The sequence below is a fragment of the Serratia ureilytica genome (genome assembly GCF_017309605.1).
Taxonomy (GTDB): Bacteria; Pseudomonadota; Gammaproteobacteria; order Enterobacterales; family Enterobacteriaceae; genus Serratia; species Serratia ureilytica.
In genome coordinates, this window is sequence record NZ_CP071320.1 from 3,963,821 (window position 1) to 3,983,942 (window position 20,122).

Here is a 20,122-nt window from a genome sequence, read left to right on the forward strand (position 1 = left end):
ATCGAACCTTGGCAAGCCACCGACTGGGTGGCAAAACGTGGGCCGACAGAGATCTAACTTAGCGGTACAAAAAAATACTGGCAAGTCCGAAATGGCTTGCCAGTATAAGTTTTATCAATGGTTTTTGCGATTCGTCACTATTTTGCCGCTACCGGCAGTGCGCCGAAGGCCGGGTTTTGCAACGCAATGTTCAAAACTTCATCGATTCGCTGCACCGGATGAATCTCCAGATCGGCGATTACATTGTCCGGGATCTCTTCCAGATCGCGCTTGTTCTCGTAAGGGATCAGCACGGTTTTGATGCCGCCGCGATGCGCCGCCAACAGTTTCTCTTTCAGGCCGCCGATCGGCAACACCTGGCCGCGCAGCGTGATCTCGCCGGTCATCGCCACATCGGCGCGTACCGGGTTGCCGGTCAGGCAGGAGACCAGCGCGGTGCACATCGCGATACCGGCGCTTGGGCCGTCTTTCGGCGTCGCCCCTTCCGGCACGTGCACGTGGATGTCGCGCTTCTCGTAGAAATCGGCGTTGATGCCCAATTTCTCCGCGCGCGCGCGCACCACGGTCAGCGCCGCCTGAATCGATTCCTGCATCACTTCACCCAGAGAGCCGGTGTAAGTCAGCTTGCCTTTGCCCGGCACGCAGGCGGTTTCGATGGTCAGCAGATCGCCGCCCACTTCCGTCCACGCCAGCCCGGTGACTTCGCCCACGCGGTTTTCGGTATCCGCACGGCCGTAATCGACGCGCTGCACGCCCAGGTAGTCCTTCAGGTTGTCGCCGTTGATCTCGATGTGCTTGCGCTTCTTGTCCATCAGCAGCGTTTTCACCGCTTTACGGCACAGTTTGGAGATTTCACGCTCCAGGCTGCGCACCCCGGCTTCGCGGGTGTAGAAGCGAATGATGCCGATGATGGCGCTGTCGTCGACCGTCAGCTCGCCTTTTTTCAGCGCGTTGCGCTCAAGCTGCTTCGGCAGCAGGTGCTGTTTGGCGATGTTGAGCTTTTCGTCCTCGGTATAACCCGACAGACGGATCACTTCCATACGGTCCAGCAGCGGCGCAGGGATGTTCATCGAGTTGGAAGTGGCGACGAACATCACGTCGGACAGATCGTAATCCACTTCCAGGTAGTGGTCGTTGAACGCCACGTTCTGTTCCGGATCCAGCACCTCCAGCAGAGCGGAAGCCGGATCGCCGCGCATGTCGGAAGACATCTTGTCGATCTCATCCAGCAGGAACAGCGGGTTCTTCACCCCAACCTTGGCCATTTTCTGGATCAGTTTGCCCGGCATCGATCCGATGTAGGTACGGCGGTGACCGCGGATTTCCGCTTCGTCACGCACGCCGCCCAACGCCATGCGCACGTACTGGCGCCCGGTCGCTTTGGCGATCGACTGCCCCAGCGAGGTTTTACCCACGCCCGGCGGCCCAACCAGACACAGGATAGGCCCTTTGATTTTGCTGACGCGGCTCTGCACTGCGAGGTACTCGAGGATGCGATCCTTGACGCGCTCCAGGCCGTAGTGATCGGTATCGAGCACTTCCTGCGCCTTGACCAGGTCTTTTTTCACCTTGCTGCGCGCGTTCCACGGCACCTGAAGCATCCAGTCGATGTAGCCGCGTACCACGGTCGCTTCCGCCGACATCGGCGACATCATCTTCAGCTTTTGCAGTTCCGCTTCGGTTTTCTCGCGCGCCTCTTTCGGCATTTTCGCCGCATCGATCTTGCGCTTCAGCGCTTCGTGCTCGTCCGGCGCGTCGTCCATCTCGCCCAGTTCTTTCTGAATCGCCTTCATCTGCTCATTCAGATAGTACTCGCGCTGGCTCTTCTCCATCTGCTTCTTGACGCGGTTGCGGATGCGTTTCTCAACCTGCAGCAGGTCGATCTCCGACTCCATCATCGCCATCAGGTATTCCAGACGCTCGGTGATGTCGGACATCTCGAGCACCGACTGTTTGTCGCTGAGTTTCAGCGGCATGTGGGCGGCGATGGTGTCCGCCAGGCGCGCGGCGTCGTCGATGCTGTTCAGTGACGTCAGCACCTCCGGCGGGATTTTTTTGTTCAGTTTGATATAGCCTTCAAACTGATTGATCGCGGTGCGCACCAGCACTTCCTGCTCGCGCTCGTCGATAGCCGGCGATTCAAGGTATTCCGCCTGCGCGGCAAAATGCTCACCGCTGTCGGACAGCGTAGTGATGCGTGCGCGCTGCAGCCCCTCGACCAGCACTTTTACCGTGCCGTCCGGCAGCTTCAGCATCTGCAGGATCGACGCTACGGTGCCAACCGAGAACAAGTCGTTAATGCCAGGTTCATCCGTTGAGGCCTCTTTCTGTGCCACCAGCATGATCTTCTTATCGTGATCCATTGCGGCTTCGAGGCACCGAATCGATTTTTCCCGGCCAACAAATAACGGGATCACCATGTGCGGATAAACCACCACGTCGCGCAATGGCAAAACGGGGATTTCAATGCGTTCGGAACGCTCAGGGTTCATAGAGCTCTCTCTTAGTTTAATTTCCGCCAGGTTGAGGGGGAATCTCATGAGACGCAAGCATCTAACGTTTCATAAAATCTGGTTAATGAGTATATGGGGATGAATCTCTTACATTCAACGGCAAGAATGCAGGAAAAAGAAATGGGGGATGAAATCCCCCATTTTGCTGATAACGCGCTGGTTTAACTGGCTAATTATTCGCCAGATGCCTGGGCTTCCGGCTTGCCGTAAATCAGCAGCGGTTTGGATTGACCGGCGATCACCGACTCGTCGATCACCACTTTATCCACGCTGTCCATCGACGGCAGATCGTACATGGTATCGAGCAGCGCGCCTTCCACGATGGAACGCAGGCCGCGGGCGCCGGTTTTGCGCGCCATGGCTTTCTTGGCGATGGCGTTCAGCGCTTCGTCACGGAACTCCAGCTCCACGCCTTCCAGGTTGAACAGCGCCTGATACTGCTTGGTCAGAGCGTTCTTCGGCTCTTTCAGGATCTGAATCAGCGCGTCTTCGCTCAGCTCGCTCAGGGTCGCCACCACCGGCAGACGGCCGATGAACTCAGGGATCAGACCGAACTTGATCAGGTCTTCCGGTTCGGCCTGCAGCAACAGTTCGCCTTCGGTGGCCTTCTCGGACTCGCCCTTGACGGTCGCGCCGAAGCCGATGCCGGAGCCGGTGTTGACGCGCTGACCGATCACCTTATCCAGGCCGGCAAATGCGCCGCCGCAGATAAACAGGATCTTGGAGGTATCGACCTGCAGGAACTCCTGCTGCGGATGCTTGCGCCCACCCTGCGGCGGAACCGCGGCGATGGTGCCTTCAATCAGCTTCAGCAGCGCCTGCTGCACGCCTTCACCCGAAACGTCACGCGTGATAGACGGGTTGTCGGACTTGCGGGAAATCTTATCGATTTCATCGATATAAACGATGCCGCGCTGCGCTTTCTGCACGTCATAGTCACATTTTTGCAACAGCTTCTGGATAATATTTTCCACGTCCTCGCCCACGTAACCGGCTTCGGTCAGCGTGGTGGCGTCGGCCATGGTGAACGGCACGTCCAGGAAGCGCGCCAGCGTTTCCGCCAGCAGAGTCTTGCCGCTACCGGTTGGGCCAATCAGCAAGATGTTGCTCTTGCCCAACTCGATACCGTTGCTGGTATCGCCGTTGCGCAGGCGTTTGTAGTGGTTGTACACCGCAACCGCCAGCACTTTCTTCGCCTGCTCCTGACCGATGACATAGTCATCCAGGTGGTGGCGGATTTCGTGCGGCGTCGGCAGCGCACTGCGCTCACGATGCGGGGCAACTTCTTTAATCTCTTCGCGAATAATGTCGTTACACAGATCGACACATTCATCGCAGATATACACTGACGGCCCGGCAATCAGCTTACGCACTTCATGCTGGCTTTTGCCGCAAAAAGAGCAGTACAGCAGCTTTCCTGAACCGTCTTTGCGCTTATCTGTCATCAGTCAAACCTCTTCTTTAGTCTTGTCCCGCAGGAAAATCACGGCGGCAGTGCGCCCAAACTCATATCGGGAACGCCGGGGGGCTACAACAGAGCGAGCCCCTGCCCACTCTGATTACTATAGTCCATCGGCGCCGCGTGGTTCTAGCTGCGGTGTGTCAGAATGCCGTCAACCAGGCCGTATTCCACGGCTTCTTCCGCGGTCATAAAGCGATCGCGCTCGGTATCGCGCTCGATCTGCTCCAGCGGCTGGCCGGTATGCTCGGCCATCAGTTCATTCATGCGCGCTTTCACCTTGAGGATTTCACGCGCGTGGATTTCGATGTCCGTCGCCTGGCCCTGGTAGCCGCCCAGCGGCTGGTGAATCATCACGCGCGAGTTCGGCAGGCAGAAACGTTTGCCTTTGGCGCCCGCGGTCAGCAGGAAGGAGCCCATCGAGCACGCCTGCCCCATACAGATGGTGCTGACGTCCGGCTTGATGAACTTCATGGTGTCGTAAATCGACATGCCCGCGGTGATCACCCCGCCCGGCGAGTTGATGTAGAGGAAAATGTCTTTTTCCGGGCTTTCCGCTTCGAGGAACAGCATTTGCGCCACGATCAGGTTGGCCATGTGATCTTCCACCTGGCCGGTCAGGAAAATGATGCGCTCTTTCAGCAGGCGGGAATAGATGTCGTAAGAACGCTCCCCGCGTGAAGTCTGCTCTACCACCATCGGCACCAGCGCCATGTTCGGTGCAAATTGATCTCGTTCGCCACTGTATGACATTACCGTCTCCTAATAGAAATTGCCTTGGCGGCCAGGGTGTCACCCTAATACGCCGATTCTACTTGAGAACGGCCATGATGACTATGCTCAAGCATTCGACCCGCGCCACACGTACCCGACGGTTATTTCATCCCGCGCACTTTGGCAAACAGCCCCAGAATTATTCTTTACAGATTGGGGGAGCCCGGCGCGATTTCAAGCCCAGAGGCCGATTTTCTCCGCGCGCCGGAAACGATGCCGTTATTCTGACCGTTATCATGCCAGCCAGTTCCCCAGGCAACAGGGTAAATATAGTGCATATTGCCCCGCTTAACCTGAGATTAATCAGCAACGTGGCAAAAAGAAAAGCCCGCAACCTGAGGTTGCGGGCTTTTTCATCGTGCGCCGGTTCGCCAGGCGAAACCGGGGGCGCCGTTCATCGCGCCCGGCACGCAGGCATTACGCCTGTTGAGTTTGGTTCATCAGCTCGCTGAAGGTAGTGGCTTTTTCAGTCACTTTCGCTTTTGCCAGCAGGGCTTCAACCGCTTGCTCTTCCAGAGCCACGTTGCGCATGTTGTTCATCAGCTCTTTGTTTTTGCTGTAGAACTCAATGACTTCGCTCGGATCTTCGTAGGCGGAGGCCATTTCTTCGATCAGCGTCTTCACGCGGTCTTCGTCAGCTTTCAGATCGTTGGTGCTGATCACTTCGCCCAGCAGCAGGCCAACCACTACGCGGCGTTTGGCTTGCTCTTCGAACAGCTCGCGTGGCAGTTCCAGCGCTTGCTTCTCGTTGCCGCCGAAACGCTGTGCAGCCTGACGACGCAGCACGTCGATTTCGCCGTCGATCAGCGCAGCAGGCACGTCGATTTCGTTCGCGCTCACCAGGCCTTCGATCGCCTGAGACTTGATGCGGTTACGCACGGCGCCTTTCAGCTCGCGCTCCATGTTCTTGCGAACTTCGGTGCGCAGACCGGCAACGGAACCGTCCGCCACGCCGAAACGCTTGATGAACTCTTCGGTCAGTTCAGGCAGCTCGCGCTCTTCAACTTTCTTCAGCACGATAGCGAATTTGGCCGCTTTGCCCTTCAGGTTTTCCGCGTGGTAGTCTTCCGGGAAGTTCACGTCGATGGAGAACTCTTCGCCCGCTTTGTGACCGACCAGACCTTCTTCGAAGCCTGGGATCATGCGGCCCTGGCCCATTGCCAGCACGAAGTCGGACGCTTTGCCGCCTTCGAACTCTTCACCGTCGATAGAACCGGTGAAGTCAACGGTCACGCGATCTTCAGCTTCCGCCGCGCGATCGGTTTCTTTCCAGGTCGCCTGCTGCTTGCGCAGAGTGTCCAGCATCGCGTCGACGTCTTCGTCGTTCACTTCCACTACTGGTTTTTCAACTTCGATGTTTTCCAGGCCTTTCAGCTCAACTTCTGGATACACTTCGAATTCAACGGCGAAAGTGAAGTCTTCACCTTCTTTGTACTCGCCCGGCACGTAGTTTGGTGCGCCGGCCGGATTAATCTTTTCTTTGATGATCGCGTCAACGAAGCTGCGCTGCATCGCTTCGCCCAGCACGTCCTGACGAACAGAGGCGCCGTAACGCTGTTCCACGATGTTCATCGGCACTTTGCCTTTGCGGAAGCCGTCGATACGCACGCTTTTCGCTGCGTTGATCAGCTCTTTCTTCACCGCCTGCTTGATAGTATCAGCCGGTACAGTAATAGAGAGACGGCGCCCAAGGCCTTGAGTGGTTTCTACTGAAACTTGCATCTTGTTACCTCAAAAAAATCACAGTGCTCGGTCAACTCCGTTCCAAGAACCAGGACGGCTACAAATAAGAACCGAGTTCCCTGATGACAGAAGCGTCCCGAAACCATTCCGGAAAAATAAGACGCGACATTATAGCGGCGCATGCATGGCGAGTCGAGGAAAGCTAGGCGGCGCAGGCGCGCTAAAAATCACACTTTTGTCGATTCGATCGCCAAAAGGCCGCCAAAACAGACCGAACGTTGGCCATATTGCGCATCGGCCGTGTCGTCGTCAAAAACAGAAACGGCCCGCAGGCCGTTTCAAAATTCGTCAGTAGTAATACCCTAATTCGAGGGCAAAGTTCCACTGATACCTGAAAATTTCCCCCTCAGGCCAGCGTCCCGGCGCCGCGGCACGGCGGCGAGGCCGGCACGGTATCCTGCAACCCTTCCCACTCTTTGAGCGTATAGGTGTGCAGCGCCAGCGCGTGTACGCCATCGGCCAACTCTTCCGACAATACCCCGTAGATGGAGCGGTGACGCGTCAAAAACCGTTCGCCGACGAAGCGATCGCTGACCAATACCACTTTGAAATGACTTTCTGAACCCGCCGGAACGTTATGACGATAGCTTTCATCAACGACTTCCAGATACGCGGGCTCAAACGCCGCCCTTAACTTTGCTTCTATTTGCTCGCGAATCATAGGATCTCCTTACAACACCGGCAGAGGACCGTGCCCATCTAGTTCAATATTAGCCGGTTTTCCCCCGTTTAGACCATCGCCTGGACAAATTTCTCTTTTCTGCGGTCAGAGGATGAGCGTCATCCCCGCCGCTTGGGGGATTATCCGATTGAGCGGGCCAAAAAAGCGTGTTTTTATCAACGGCAGGTAAAAATTTGTCACTCAGGCGCCTTCCGCGCTTCCACCGCACGGCGGCGATGCTATGATGTCGGCAATTCGTTGTCGGCTATCCCGCTCTGATTATTGCTAAATCCATCGAGAATGAGACAGAAAACATGTTAAAGAAACTTTGTCTTCCTTTGCTGACCGCCCTGCTGCTGGCCGGCTGCGCGACCAGCAGCAACACCCTGAACGTCACGCCGAAAATCGTTCTGCCGCAGCAGGATCCGACCCTGCAGGGCATCACCATCAGCATCAACGGCGCGGATCAGCGCACCGATCAGGCGCTGGCCAAGGTAAACCGCGACGGCCAACTGGTCACGCTGACGCCGTCGCGCGATCTGCGTTTCCTGCTGCAGGAAGTGCTGGAGAAACAAATGGGCGCCCGCGGTTACATGATTGGCGCCGACGGCCCGGTCGCGCTGCAGGTGGTCGTCAATAATCTGTACGCGGACGTATCCGAAGGCAACCTGCGCTACAACATCACCACCAAAGCCGACATCTCGATCATCGCCCAGGCGAAGAACGGCAACAAGCAGGTGAAAAACTACCGCTCGACCTATAACGTGCAGGGCGCCTTCACGGCGACCAACGACAAGATCACCGACGCCGTCAACTCCGTGCTGGGCGACGTGATCGCCGACATGGCGCAGGACACCAGCGTCAACGACTTTATCAAGCAAAACGCGCGCTAATCGGCGCGCCTGGCGCCGCCCGGCGGATCGGGCGGCGCAGACAGGGAACTCATGTCGAAACACTATCTGAACATCTTCACCCAGCGTAACTCCGCCATTCTGCTGCTGCTGGGCTTCGCGTCGGGTCTGCCGCTGGCACTGACCTCCGGCACGCTGCAAGCCTGGATGACCGTCGAAAACATCGATCTGAAAACCATCGGCATCTTCTCGCTGGTGGGCCAGGCTTACGTCTTCAAATTCCTCTGGTCGCCCTTCATGGATCGCTATACCCCGCCGTTCCTCGGGCGGCGGCGCGGTTGGCTGCTGATCAGCCAGCTGCTGCTGGTGGCGGCGATCGTGGCGATGGGCTTTATGCAACCCGCGCAGCACCTGTGGTGGCTGGCGGCGTTGGCGGTGCTGGTGGCGTTCTGCTCCGCCTCGCAAGATATCGTGTTCGACGCCTATAAAACCGACCTGCTGAAAGCCGAAGAACGCGGCGCGGGCGCGGCGATATCGGTGCTGGGTTATCGGCTGGCGATGCTGGTTTCCGGCGGCCTGGCGCTGTGGCTGGCGGATCGCTATTTCGGCTGGCAAGCCACCTACTGGCTGATGGCCGGATTGATGCTGATCGGCGTGGCTGCCACGCTGATGGCGCCGGAACCGGATGAAAGCATCCCGGCGCCGCGCACCATGGAACAGGCGGTCGTCGCGCCGCTGCGCGATTTCTTCGGCCGCAACAACGCCTGGCTGATCCTGCTACTGATCGTGATGTACAAAATGGGCGACGCCTTCGCCGGCAGCCTGAGCACCACCTTCCTGATCCGCGGCGTGGGATTCGACGCCGGCGAAGTGGGGCTGGTGAACAAAACCCTCGGGCTGTTCGCCACCATCGTCGGCGCTCTGTTCGGCGGCGTGCTGATGCAGCGTCTCACCCTGTTCCGCGCCCTGATGCTGTTCGGCGTCCTGCAGGCGGTATCCAATCTCGGCTATTGGATTCTGGCGGTGACCGACAAGAACCTGCTCACCATGGGCAGCGCCATCTTCCTTGAAAACCTGTGCGGCGGCATGGGCACCGCGGCCTTCGTCGCGCTGCTGATGACGCTGTGCAACCGTTCGTTCTCCGCCACCCAGTTCGCGCTGCTGTCGGCGCTGTCCGCCGTGGGTCGCGTTTATGTCGGGCCGATCGCCGGCTGGTTCGTCGAAGCCCATGGTTGGCCGCTGTTCTATCTGTTCTCGATCGCCGCCGCGCTGCCGGGCTTGCTGTTGCTCGGCGTCTGCCGCCAGACGCTGGAACACACCCAGCAGCATGGCGATTTTATGCCGCGCACCGCGTTTACCCAGGCTTACCGCTGGGCGCTGCGCCTGCTGACGCTGGGCTGCTCGCTGCTGGGGCTGTGGTTGCTGCTGCTGATCGCCAATGCGCTCGACTGGACGCAGGCGCCGCTGTTGGCCGACCGGCTGCTGCAGATCGGCGCCGCATTGAGCCTGCTCGGCGTCGCGATGGGCAGCATGCTGGATTATCTGGCGCTGCGCCGCGCTCGTTTGGCGTAACCCGACCGGCCGGCGATTTTGCCGGCCGAAAAAAAAGCGATCCGGGGGTGTATTTATTTCGTTAAAAAAAGATAATCAGCGAGAAAATTATTTTTTTATCCGACTGCGGCGCTCGGAAATAAAATTAAATTCACCTTTAAGACACAATTATTTTACATTAAATAAACCTTTTCTGCGTATTTCCCCGCCGCGCATTTCTTCGCCAGATTCATCATACCTTTAGTTTTCCTTAACATACGGACTGCTCGTCACGATTCAGCGTGCCAACGCGTTGTTGTCATTGGTAAATTGTCACGCAGGGTTACATCTGTGACCCCCTTAACAGAAAGTGTCAACAAGCCGCTGACACTCCCTTAAGCATGTTTACAGTACTGCAACCTTCCCGTAAAATGCCCGCACACATGAAACGACAATTGAGCCTTTGTTATTGAGGTCGTTAGATGAGACTTAAGAAATACAATAAAAGTATTGGGATGCTGTCATTAATTGCAGGCACTGTATTGCTCAGTGGCTGCGATATGGTTTTGATGAATCCCAAAGGAGCAATTGGTGTTGAGCAACGGACACTGATTATCACTGCAATCGCGTTGATGTTGATCGTGGTGGTGCCAGTTATCTTCATGGCGTTCGCCTTTGCCTGGAAGTATCGCGCTTCCAACAAAGACGCCAAGTACAGTCCGAACTGGGCCCACTCCAACAAGATCGAAGCGGTCGTCTGGACCATTCCTATCATTATCATCGCCATCCTTGGCACCATTACCTGGAAGACTACCCACGAACTCGACCCGTTCAAGCCGATTGTCACCGACAAGAAGCCGATGACGATCGAAGTGGTGTCGCTCGACTGGAAATGGCTGTTCATCTATCCGGAACAAGGCATTGCGACCGTTAATGAGCTGGCTTTCCCGAAAGATGTTCCAGTCGAATTCAAGATCACCTCTAACTCGGTAATGAACTCGTTCTTTATCCCGCAGTTGGGTGGACAGATTTATGCGATGGCCGGCATGCAGACCAAACTGCACCTGATCGGCAACGAAGCCGGTGCCTACAAGGGCATCTCCAGCAGCTACAGCGGCGCAGGCTTCTCCGGTATGAAATTCACCGCGATCGTTACCCCGACCGAAGGCGACTTCGATCAGTGGGTGGCCAAGGTGAAGGCATCGCCTAAAAACCTGAACACCACCGACGACTTTAACAAACTGGCAGAGCCGAGTGAAAACAACCCGGTCGAGTACTTTGCCGCTGTCAAACCGAATTTGTTCAAAGAAACAATTGCCAAATTCATGGGCGACATGGATATGCACAAGGGCGCTGGCGCGCACGAAGGCATGGACATGAGCCAAGGTATGGACATGGGTGAACATGCTGCTCACGCCGGAGCCGAGGAATAACTGATGTTGGGAAAATTAACACTTGATGCGGTTCCGTACCACGAACCGATCATCATGGTCACCGTAGCCGCAATTATCGTCGGGGGCCTGGCAGTGCTGGCGCTGCTGACCTATTTCGGCAAATGGAAGTGGCTGTGGAGCGAATGGCTGACTTCGGTCGACCATAAAAAAATTGGTATCATGTATATCGTCGTGGCGATGGTCATGCTGCTGCGCGGCTTCGCCGACGCCATCATGATGCGTAGCCAGCAGGCGTTGGCGTCCGCCGGCGAAGCCGGATTCCTGCCGCCGCACCACTACGACCAGATCTTCACCGCGCACGGCGTTATCATGATCTTCTTCATGGCGATGCCTTTCGTGGTCGGCCTGATGAACGTCGTGGTGCCGCTGCAAATCGGCGCGCGCGACGTCGCCTTCCCGTTCCTGAACTCCTTGAGCTTCTGGTTCTTCGTGGTGGGCGTTGTGCTGATCAACATCTCCCTGGGGGTCGGTGAATTCGCTCAGACCGGTTGGCTGGCGTATCCGCCGCTGTCGGGTAAAGAGTACAGTCCTGGCGTCGGGGTCGATTACTGGATCTGGAGTCTGCAGATTTCCGGTCTGGGTACCCTGCTGACCGGCGTGAACTTCTTCGCCACCATTCTGAAGATGCGTGCCCCTGGCATGCCTATGATGAAGATGCCGGTGTTCACCTGGGCGGCGCTGTGTACCAACGTCCTGATCATCGTTTCTTTCCCAATTCTGACCGTCACCATCGCGCTGCTGACCCTGGATCGCTATCTGGGCACCCATTTCTTCACCAATGATATGGGCGGCAACATGATGATGTACATCAACCTGATTTGGGCCTGGGGTCACCCAGAGGTGTACATTCTGGTTCTGCCGGTGTTCGGCGTGTTCTCCGAAGTCACCGCAACCTTCTCCAGAAAACGCCTGTTCGGCTATACCTCACTGGTATGGGCAACCATCGCGATCACCGTTCTGTCGTTCATCGTATGGCTGCACCACTTCTTCACCATGGGGTCCGGCGCGAACGTTAACGCCTTCTTCGGTATCGCCACCATGATCATTTCCATCCCGACCGGGGTGAAAATCTTCAACTGGCTGTTCACCATGTATCAGGGCCGCATCAAGCTCAACTCCGCAATGCTGTGGACCGTTGGCTTCATCATCACCTTCTCCGTGGGTGGTATGACCGGCGTTCTGCTGGCGGTGCCGGGCGCGAACTTCGTGCTGCACAACAGCCTGTTCCTGATCGCGCACTTCCACAACGTCATCATCGGCGGCGTGGTGTTCGGTTGCTTCGCGGGCCTGACCTACTGGTTCCCGAAATCCTTCGGCTTCACGCTGAACGAAAAATGGGGCATCCGCGCGTTCTGGTTCTGGATCATCGGCTTCTTCACCGCCTTCATGCCGCTGTACGCATTGGGCTTTATGGGCATGACCCGTCGTATCAGCCAGAACATCAACCCTGAGTTCCACCCTCTGCTGCTGGTTGCAGCCGGCGGTGCGGCGCTGATCGCCTGCGGCATCTTGTGCCAGCTGACCCAGATCTTCGTCAGTATCCGTGACCGCGAACAGAACCGCGATCTGACCGGTGACCCATGGGGCGCTCGTACTCTGGAGTGGTCAACGTCTTCTCCACCGCCGTTCTATAACTTTGCCGTAGTGCCGCAGATTCATGACCGTGATGAATTCTGGGACATGAAAGAAAAAGGCGAAGCCTATAAGAAACCGGCTAAGTACGAACCGATTCATATGCCTAAGAACACCGGCGCCGGCGTTATCATCGCCTTCTTCAGCCTGGTATTCGGTTTCGCAATGATTTGGGAAATCTGGTGGATGGCTCTGGCCGGTTTCATCGGTATGATCGTCGTCTGGATCGGCAAGAGCTTCGATCACGATGTTGACTACTATGTGCAGGTTGATGAAATCGAGCGCATTGAGAACCAACACTACGAACAAATCCGTAAAGCAGGCGTGAACCATGTCAACTGAAACTCTGACCAATCATAACGCAGCCCATGCAGAGCATGGGCACCACGATGCGGGTGAGACCAAGGTCTTCGGATTCTGGATCTACCTGATGAGCGACTGTATTTTGTTTGCGAGCTTGTTCGCGACTTATGCGGTCCTGGTGAACGGGACCGCCGGCGGTCCCTCTGGCAAAGACATCTTCGACCTGAAGTTTGTCTTGGTCGAAACTTTCCTGCTGTTATTCAGCTCCATCACCTACGGCATGGCGATGATCGCCATGAACAAGGGTAAAGTTGGCGGTGTAAACACCTGGCTGTTCCTGACCTTCCTGTTCGGTCTGGGCTTCGTGGCGATGGAAATCTATGAATTCCATCACCTGATCGCCGAAGGCTTCGGTCCGGATCGCAGCGCGTTCCTGTCCAGCTTCTTCGCGCTGGTCGGCACCCACGGTCTGCACGTGACTTCCGGCCTAATTTGGATCATCGTGCTGATGATTCAGGTGAGCAAGTTCGGCCTGACCGCGACCAACAAAACCCGCCTGATGTGCCTGAGCCTGTTCTGGCACTTCCTGGACGTGGTCTGGATCTGCGTATTTACCGTTGTCTACCTGCTGGGGGTTATGTAATGAGCCATTCATCCCATGAAACCTCTCACGGCGGCGCAAGCCACGGCAGCGTGAAGTCATACCTGATCGGCTTTATCCTGTCGATCATCCTGACGGTAATTCCATTTGCGATGGTAATGAACGGCACTGCCTCTCATTCCACCATCCTGGCGGTTGTTGTCGGTATGGCGGTTATCCAGGTGATTGTTCACCTGGTTTACTTCCTGCACATGAACACCTCATCGGAAGAGCGCTGGAACCTGGTGGCATTGCTGTTCACCGCTATGATCATCGGTATCGTTGTTGTAGGTTCACTCTGGATTATGTACAACCTCAACATCAATATGATGGTCGATTAAGAGCTGAGCTGCACGTGATGATTAAGCAATACCTGCAAGTCACTAAACCAGGAATTATTTTCGGCAATTTAATTTCTGTCGTTGGGGGATTCCTGCTCGCTTCCAAAGGGAGCATCGACTATCCCCTGTTTCTCGCCACCCTGGTGGGTGTCTCGTTGGTGGTCGCGTCGGGCTGTGTGTTTAACAACTACATCGACCGCGACATCGACAAGAAGATGGAGAGAACGAAGAATCGGGTGCTGGTAAAAGGCCTGATCGCGCCGAGTGTCACCCTGGTTTATGCGACCGCGTTGGGTATTGTGGGCTTCGCGTTGCTGTATATCGCGGCCAACCCGCTGGCCATGTGGCTGGCGGTGATGGGCTTCGTGGTTTATGTCGGCGTTTACAGCCTGTACATGAAGCGCCACTCGGTCTACGGCACGCTGATCGGCAGCTTGTCGGGTGCCGCGCCGCCGGTTATCGGTTACTGCGCGGTCACCAACGAGTTCGACGCCGGCGCGTTGATCCTGCTGGCTATCTTTAGCCTGTGGCAGATGCCGCATTCTTATGCGATCGCTATCTTCCGCTTTAAAGATTACCAGGCGGCCAACATTCCGGTGCTGCCGGTGGTGAAAGGCATTTCCGTCGCCAAGAACCACATCACGGTCTACATCCTGGCGTTTATGATCGCCACGCTGATGCTGACCCTGGTGGGCTACGCCGGCTACAAATACCTGATCGTCGCTGCGGCGGTGAGCGTATGGTGGCTGGGCATGGCGCTGCGCGGTTACAAAACCGAAAACGACAGCGTCTGGGCGCGTAAACTGTTCGTGTTCTCCATCGTCGCCATCACCTCGCTGAGCGTGATGATGTCGATCGACTTCAGCGCCACGGCGGCGCCTGAAGCGCTGGTGACCTACGTTTGGTAAGCCAAATCATCTGTCAATGGGCCGCGTATGCGGCCCATTTTATTTGTCACGCCGAAAAGCGGCCAAACTGTAATATCTGTTAAACAACATTCGATTTACCCCCCCTGCCCTGCACACTAAAATGACGCAGCTTTACAGAAATCATGCCATCAGGCGCTGTCTCAACGTCTGATGGCATGGTTTTTACCGAGGTTTGATGTGAACGATAATTCAATGACCCCGCAGGAGCGCCGCGCCACCTGGGGATTGGGCACCGTGTTCTCCCTGCGCATGCTCGGCATGTTTATGGTATTGCCGGTGTTGACCACCTACGGCATGGCGCTCAACGGCGCCAGCGAAGCGCTGATCGGCATCGCCATCGGCATTTACGGCCTGGCGCAGGCGGTGTTTCAGATCCCGTTCGGCCTGGTGTCCGATCGCATCGGCCGCAAGCCGCTGATCGTCGGCGGCCTGCTGATCTTTGCCCTCGGCAGCGTGATCGCCGCCGTCACTGACTCTATCTGGGGCGTGATCCTCGGCCGCGCGTTGCAAGGCTCCGGCGCCATCGCCGCCGCGGTAATGGCCCTGCTCTCCGATCTGACCCGCGAACAGAACCGCACCAAAGCGATGGCGTTTATCGGCGTCAGCTTCGGCATCACCTTCGCCATCGCCATGGTTCTGGGCCCTATCATCACTCACGCCTTGGGCTTGCACGCATTGTTCTGGATGATCGCCGTGCTGGCGCTGGCCGGCATCGTCATCACCCTGGCAGTGGTGCCTTCCGCCGACATCCATCTGCTGAACCGCGAGTCCAGCATCGTGCGCGGCAGCTTCCGCAAAGTGCTGAGCAACTCGCGCCTGTTGAAACTCAACTTCGGCATCATGTGTCTGCACATTCTGCTGATGTCGAGCTTCGTGGCGCTGCCGCTGGCGATGGAAAAAGCCGGGCTGGCGGCCAGCGAACACTGGATCGTCTACCTGGTGACCATGCTGGTGTCGTTCGCCGCCGTGGTGCCGTTCATTATCTATGCCGAGAAATATCGCCGCATGAAGCAGGTGTTTATGGGCTGCGTGGCGGTGCTGTTCTGCGCCGAAGTGCTGCTGTGGCTCTCCGGCGCTCATCTATGGGGCATCATCGCCGGCGTGCAGCTGTTCTTTATGGCCTTCAACGTGATGGAAGCCATCCTGCCTTCGCTGATCAGCAAAGAATCGCCGGCCGGCTACAAGGGCACCGCGATGGGGGTGTACTCCACCAGCCAGTTTATCGGCGTGGCGATCGGCGGCAGCCTCGGCGGCTGGCTGTACGGTTTGCAGGGGGCAGGCTTGGTGTTTATCGCCGGCGCGGTATTGGCCGCCGTCTGGTTCCTGGTCAGCAGCACCATGAAAGAGCCGCCGTATGTCAGCAGCCTGCGCATTACGCTGTCGGAACTGGCGGTGAAGGATTCAGCGCTGGAAAGCCGCCTGAAGGCGCAGCCCGGCGTGGCCGAGGCGATCGTCGTGCCGGAAGAGCGCAGCGCCTACGTCAAGGTGGATACCAAGCAGACCAATCGCGGTCAGTTGGAAGCGCTGGTCAATTCGCTGTAAAAAATCAGGGCCGGCAATGCCGGCCCCGTCGAGATTAATCGCGGAAGTTCTTGAACTGGAACGGCTGGCCCAGATCGCCGCCGCGCACCAGCGCCATCACGCTCTGCAAGTCGTCGCGTGACTTGCCGGTCACCCGCACTTCTTCGCCCTGGATCTGCGCCTGCACCTTCAGCTTGCTGTCTTTGATCAGCTTGACGATTTTCTTCGCCACGCTGGTTTCAATCCCCTGCTTCAGCTTGGCTTCCACGCTGTAGGTTTTACCGCTGTGGGTAAACTCTTCCGGGATCTCCAGCGCGGCGCCGTCGATGCTGCGCTTGCTCAGCTTTTCGCGCAGAATGTCGAGCAACTGCTGCACCTGAAAATCAGACTCGGTGGCAACCTTGATGCTTTGATTCTTCTCGTTTAGCTCAAAGCTGGCCGGCACGTTGCGAAAATCCCAGCGGGTGCCGAGATCGCGGGTGGCGTTCTCAACGGCGTTACGCACTTCCTGCATATCAATTTCGGAAACGATGTCGAAAGATGGCATACTTCTTCCTCCTGAATGAGTGCCTAATAGCTTAGGCGATTTTGATGCCGAGCATGATAACCGCTTTGCCGCCTCAGACAAAATCTGCTGAACGCACGCAGGGATAGCGCTTCAGGCTGCCATAAAGCCTATAGTTAGATCACGGTAATTGAGCGGTATTCCCGTGTTTCCAAGGAGACTGAATGAAAATAACCATTCTTGGTTGCGGCGCGCTCGGACAACTGTGGCTCTCCCGGCTGTATCAGCAGGGCCACGATGTACAGGGATGGCTAAGAGTGCCGCAGCCTTTTTGCGCCGTGAACGTGATAGAGCCGGAAGGCGTCTCGTTTAATCGCAATTTGCCCACCAACGATCCGGAGCACCTCGCGCAAAGCGAGCTGCTGCTGGTGACGCTGAAAGCCTGGCAGGTATCCAGCGCGGTCAGCGCGCTGTTGCCGAAGCTGAGCCCCCGCTGCGCCATCTTGCTGCTGCACAACGGCATGGGCACTCAGGAAGAGCTGCCGCCGAACGGCCAGCCCATCTTGCAGGGCACCACCACCCACGCCGCGCGCCACGAAGGCAGCACCATTATCCACGTCGCCACCGGCATCACCCACATCGGCCCCACCTCACCGGCCGCCCAGCACCTCAGCCACCTGGCGGAAGTGCTGCATCAGGCGCTGCCCGACGTCGCCTGGCACAACAACATCGCCTCGGCCAACTGGCGCAAGCTGGCGGTCAACTGCGTGATCAACCCGCTGACGGCGCTGTACGGCTGCCGCAACGGCGATCTGCAGCGCTACCCGGAGCAGATCGAAGCGCTGTGTCGTGAAGTCGCCAGCGTGATGGCCATGGAGGGTTACCACACCTCCTGCGAAGGCCTGATGCAATACGTGATGGACGTGATCCACAGCACCGCCGACAACGTTTCGTCGATGCTGCAGGATATCCGCAGCCAGCGGCATACCGAGATCGACTACATCACCGGCTACCTGCTGCGCCGCGCGCGCAGCCACGGCCTCACGCTGCCGGAGAATGCGCGGCTGTTTGAATTGATTAAACGAAAGGAAAATGAATATGAGCGTATCGGCGCTGGTCTGCCTGGCACCTGGTAGCGAAGAAACCGAAGCCGTCACCACCATCGATCTGCTGGTGCGGGCGGGCGTTAAAGTCACTACCGCCAGCGTCGCCGGCGACGGCGAGCTGACTATCGTTTGTTCGCGCGGCGTCAAGCTGCTGGCCGACGCGCCGCTGGTGGCGATCGTCGATGAGCCTTTCGACGCCATCGTGCTGCCCGGCGGCCTGCAGGGGGCGGAATGCTTCCGCGACAGTCCGCTGCTGGTGGAAAAAGTGCGGCAGATGCATCTGCAGGGCCACATCGTCGCCGCCATCTGCGCGGCCCCGGCGCTGGTGTTGCAGCACCACGATCTGTTCCCGATCGGCAACATGACCGGTTTCCCAGGTTTGAAAGATCGGATACCGGCGGATAAATGGATGGAGCGCCGCGTGGTGTACGACGCGCGCGTCAACCTGCTCACCAGCCAGGGGCCGGGCACCGCGATGGAGTTTGCACTGAAGCTGATAGACCTGCTGCTCGGCAAGGCCAAAGCGGCGGAGATCGCCGCGCAGCTGGTGCTGATCCCTGGGATGTACGATTTCCGCGACTGAGCGGCTTGCCGATAAAAAAAGGGCTGAACACCGGTTCAGCCCCTCTCATTTACGCCGCTGCCCGCGTTACGGGCGATAAACCTTCACGTTGCTGAAGCCCTGCTCCAGCAGGTACAGCGCCTGCAGGCGGCTCATTACGCCGCGCTCGCAGTACAGCAGATAGGTTTTGCTCTGATCCAGATCGCCGAACTGGGTGCTCAGCTTATAGAACGGCAGCGCTTTCACTTCAACCTGTTCCAGCTGCAACGGCTTCTCTTCCTGCTCGTCGTTGGAACGGATATCCAGGATCACCTCGTCGGCGCCGAAGGCCGCGACGGTTTCCACTTCGGTCACCTGCTCCTGCGCCTGCTCGGCGATGGAGCGAATATCGACGTTCTTCGCCTCGCTCACCACCCGATCGAGAATGCTGAAATCGAAGTGGCTTTCTTCCTCTTCAATCTTGGCCTTGACGGCTTTTACCGTCGGGCTCTTCGAAATCACGCCGCAGTATTCCGGCATGGTTTTGGCGAAGTCTTCGGTGCCGATTTCACGCGCCAGTTTGATGATGTGCTCTTTATCGTGCGAGATCAGCGGACGCAGGATCAGCGTATCGGACGCATTGTCGATCAAGCGCAGGTTGGTCAGCGTCTGGCTGGACACCTGCCCCAGCGCTTCACCGGTTACCAGCGCCTGCACGCCGTAGCGTTCGGCCACTTGCGAAGCGGCGCGCACCATCATGCGCTTGAGCACCACGCCCATCTGGCCGTCGTCGACTTTCTCCAGGATCTCGCCCACCACCGGCTCGAAGTCGATAGCGACGAAGCGCACCTTGTGCGAGCTGGCGAAACGGTTCCACAGATAGTGCGCCACCTGCTTCACGCCAATCTCATGCGCGGCGCCGCCCAGGTTAAAGAAGCAGAAGTGCACGCGGCAGCCGCGACGCATCAGCATATAGCTGGACACGCCCGAGTCGAAACCGCCGGAAATCAGCGACATCACGTCTTCCTGAGTGCCGACCGGGTAACCGCCGATGCCTTCGAGGCGGCGTTTAACCAGCATCAGCTTGTCGTCTTCGATCTCGAGGTTTACCGTGACCTGCGGGCGGGTCAGGTTAACGCGCGCGCTGTCGATATGCTGGTTCAGACCGCCGCCGACGTAGCGCTCCACGTCCTGCGAGTTGAACGCCTGCTTGCCGCGGCGCTTGACGCGCACGCAGAAGGTTTTGCCTTCCAGCTGGGCGCGGTAGGCTTCCAGCGTCTGCTCGAAGATGTGGTGGATATCGGTATAAGCGCGATCTTCCACTTCCAGAATATGGTGGATGCCGGGAATGCGCGTCAGCGCGTCGGCGATGACCGGCCGCTGGTTTTCATCTTTGGCGCGAACTTCGATATGATCCCAGTGACGGACGACCGCCAGCGTTTCATCATACTGCTTCAGGACGTTGCGAATATTGGTCGAGAGAATCTTGATAAAGCGCAAGCGCACAGATTGGCTCTTGATGGTGATTTCCGGGAACAATTTAATGATAAACTTCATGGCGGTCTTTGTTGTCAGATAAGAATTACGGCGCGGAGTATATCACCATATCGCCGTGCTCT

17 protein-coding genes are annotated in these 20,122 nt (G+C 57.4%); 10 read left to right on the top strand and 7 right to left on the bottom strand.

Going from position 1 to position 20,122, the window contains the following annotated elements:
* Positions 1-137 precede the first annotated feature (137 nt).
* The 5 genes from lon to bolA form a co-directional block, all read right to left on the bottom strand.
* The gene (gene lon / locus J0X03_RS18725) at positions 138-2,492 is read right to left on the bottom strand and encodes an endopeptidase La (RefSeq protein ID WP_019454189.1); all 2,355 of its coding nucleotides are present in this window, start codon (positions 2,490-2,492) and stop codon (positions 138-140) included.
* 194 nt (positions 2,493-2,686) lie between these two features.
* Entirely contained in the window at positions 2,687-3,958 is a 1,272-nt protein-coding gene (gene clpX / locus J0X03_RS18730; protein WP_004940354.1) for an ATP-dependent protease ATP-binding subunit ClpX, read from the bottom strand.
* Between the two features lie 143 nt (positions 3,959-4,101).
* Complete coding sequence (gene clpP, locus J0X03_RS18735) at positions 4,102-4,725, bottom strand: ATP-dependent Clp endopeptidase proteolytic subunit ClpP (protein WP_016928858.1); 624 nt, start codon at positions 4,723-4,725, stop codon at positions 4,102-4,104.
* A gap of 438 nt (positions 4,726-5,163) precedes the next feature.
* A complete protein-coding gene (gene tig / locus J0X03_RS18740; protein WP_031300019.1) occupies positions 5,164-6,468 on the bottom strand; it encodes a trigger factor in 1,305 nt (434 codons plus the stop codon).
* 367 nt (positions 6,469-6,835) lie between these two features.
* Positions 6,836-7,150 carry a transcriptional regulator BolA gene (gene bolA / locus J0X03_RS18745; RefSeq protein ID WP_004940361.1) on the bottom strand — a complete coding sequence of 105 codons (315 nt, stop codon included), beginning with the start codon at positions 7,148-7,150 and terminating at the stop codon, positions 6,836-6,838.
* Between the two features lie 314 nt (positions 7,151-7,464).
* Between bolA and J0X03_RS18750 the strand changes: the two genes are divergently transcribed.
* The 8 genes from J0X03_RS18750 to J0X03_RS18785 all read left to right on the top strand — a co-directional run bounded on the left by J0X03_RS18750 (position 7,465) and on the right by J0X03_RS18785 (position 16,372).
* Positions 7,465-8,043, top strand: coding sequence for a lipoprotein (locus J0X03_RS18750; RefSeq protein ID WP_033642071.1), 579 nt, complete (start codon positions 7,465-7,467; stop codon positions 8,041-8,043).
* 51 nt (positions 8,044-8,094) lie between these two features.
* Positions 8,095-9,573: a muropeptide MFS transporter AmpG gene (ampG, locus tag J0X03_RS18755; protein ID WP_033642070.1), complete on the top strand. Its 1,479-nt coding sequence runs from the start codon at positions 8,095-8,097 to the stop codon at positions 9,571-9,573.
* A gap of 440 nt (positions 9,574-10,013) precedes the next feature.
* Complete coding sequence (gene cyoA, locus J0X03_RS18760) at positions 10,014-10,964, top strand: cytochrome o ubiquinol oxidase subunit II (RefSeq protein ID WP_033642069.1); 951 nt, start codon at positions 10,014-10,016, stop codon at positions 10,962-10,964.
* Positions 10,965-10,967: 3 nt separating this feature from the next.
* The gene (gene cyoB / locus J0X03_RS18765; protein ID WP_033642067.1) at positions 10,968-12,959 is read left to right on the top strand and encodes a cytochrome o ubiquinol oxidase subunit I; all 1,992 of its coding nucleotides are present in this window, start codon (positions 10,968-10,970) and stop codon (positions 12,957-12,959) included.
* A complete protein-coding gene (locus J0X03_RS18770) occupies positions 12,949-13,563 on the top strand; it encodes a cytochrome o ubiquinol oxidase subunit III (RefSeq protein ID WP_004940367.1) in 615 nt (204 codons plus the stop codon). Before cyoB ends, J0X03_RS18770 begins: the two co-directional genes overlap by 11 nt.
* Positions 13,563-13,901 (top strand): cytochrome o ubiquinol oxidase subunit IV, encoded by a 339-nt coding sequence (locus tag J0X03_RS18775; protein ID WP_004940369.1) that lies wholly within the window; start codon positions 13,563-13,565, stop codon positions 13,899-13,901. Before J0X03_RS18770 ends, J0X03_RS18775 begins: the two co-directional genes overlap by 1 nt.
* Before the next feature lie 17 nt (positions 13,902-13,918).
* Positions 13,919-14,809, top strand: a complete 891-nt coding sequence (gene cyoE / locus J0X03_RS18780) for a heme o synthase (protein ID WP_025301761.1) — start codon at positions 13,919-13,921, stop codon at positions 14,807-14,809.
* Positions 14,810-15,007: 198 nt separating this feature from the next.
* Positions 15,008-16,372 carry an MFS transporter gene (locus J0X03_RS18785; RefSeq protein WP_069100178.1) on the top strand — a complete coding sequence of 455 codons (1,365 nt, stop codon included), beginning with the start codon at positions 15,008-15,010 and terminating at the stop codon, positions 16,370-16,372.
* A gap of 34 nt (positions 16,373-16,406) precedes the next feature.
* Here the strand turns inward: J0X03_RS18785 and J0X03_RS18790 are convergent, their stop codons facing one another.
* Positions 16,407-16,898 (bottom strand): YajQ family cyclic di-GMP-binding protein, encoded by a 492-nt coding sequence (locus J0X03_RS18790; protein WP_004940373.1) that lies wholly within the window; start codon positions 16,896-16,898, stop codon positions 16,407-16,409.
* 182 nt (positions 16,899-17,080) lie between these two features.
* On the opposite strand from J0X03_RS18790, the gene panE reads away from it, so the two are divergent.
* Entirely contained in the window at positions 17,081-17,992 is a 912-nt protein-coding gene (gene panE, locus J0X03_RS18795; RefSeq protein WP_033642065.1) for a 2-dehydropantoate 2-reductase, read from the top strand.
* Positions 17,955-18,545, top strand: coding sequence for a protein deglycase YajL (gene yajL, locus J0X03_RS18800; protein WP_033642064.1), 591 nt, complete (start codon positions 17,955-17,957; stop codon positions 18,543-18,545). The genes panE and yajL overlap by 38 nt, the downstream gene beginning before the upstream one ends.
* Before the next feature lie 66 nt (positions 18,546-18,611).
* Here yajL and thiI read toward each other — a convergent pair whose 3' ends face one another.
* A complete protein-coding gene (thiI, locus tag J0X03_RS18805) occupies positions 18,612-20,060 on the bottom strand; it encodes a tRNA uracil 4-sulfurtransferase ThiI (RefSeq protein WP_033642063.1) in 1,449 nt (482 codons plus the stop codon).
* Between the last annotated feature and the right edge of the window lie 62 nt (positions 20,061-20,122).